1 protein-coding gene is annotated in these 252 nt (G+C 73.8%); it reads left to right on the top strand.

Going from position 1 to position 252, the window contains the following annotated elements; translation table 11 throughout:
• Nucleotides 1-65: 65 nt before the first annotated feature.
• A partial coding sequence (locus tag NET02_RS16460; protein WP_284058516.1) for an integrase arm-type DNA-binding domain-containing protein occupies nucleotides 66-252 on the top strand: 187 nt, incomplete at its 3' end.

Raw genomic sequence — 252 nt, 5'->3', positions numbered from 1 at the left:
GGCCTGGACTGCATGCCGATGGTGGCGGACTGTTCCTGCACGTGCAAGGGGGGCGGCGATCCTGGGTGTTTGTCTGGAAGCGCGGCGGCAAGCAGTACCGCCGGGGTCTGGGCAGCGTCAAGGCGCGCAGCCTGGCGCGCGCGCGTGAGCTGGCTGCCGAGCTGCGCGCCGCGCTGGCCGATGGCCGCCACCCGGACGAAGTGCTGGGCCGCCTGGCGCAGGGCGGTGCGCCCATTCCCACCATGGCCGAGG

The sequence above is a fragment of the Thermalbibacter longus genome, from assembly GCF_023806485.1.
In the GTDB taxonomy this organism is placed as follows: Bacteria; Chloroflexota; Chloroflexia; order Thermomicrobiales; family Thermomicrobiaceae; genus Thermalbibacter; species Thermalbibacter longus.
This window is presented reverse-complemented; position numbering and strand designations above follow the sequence as displayed.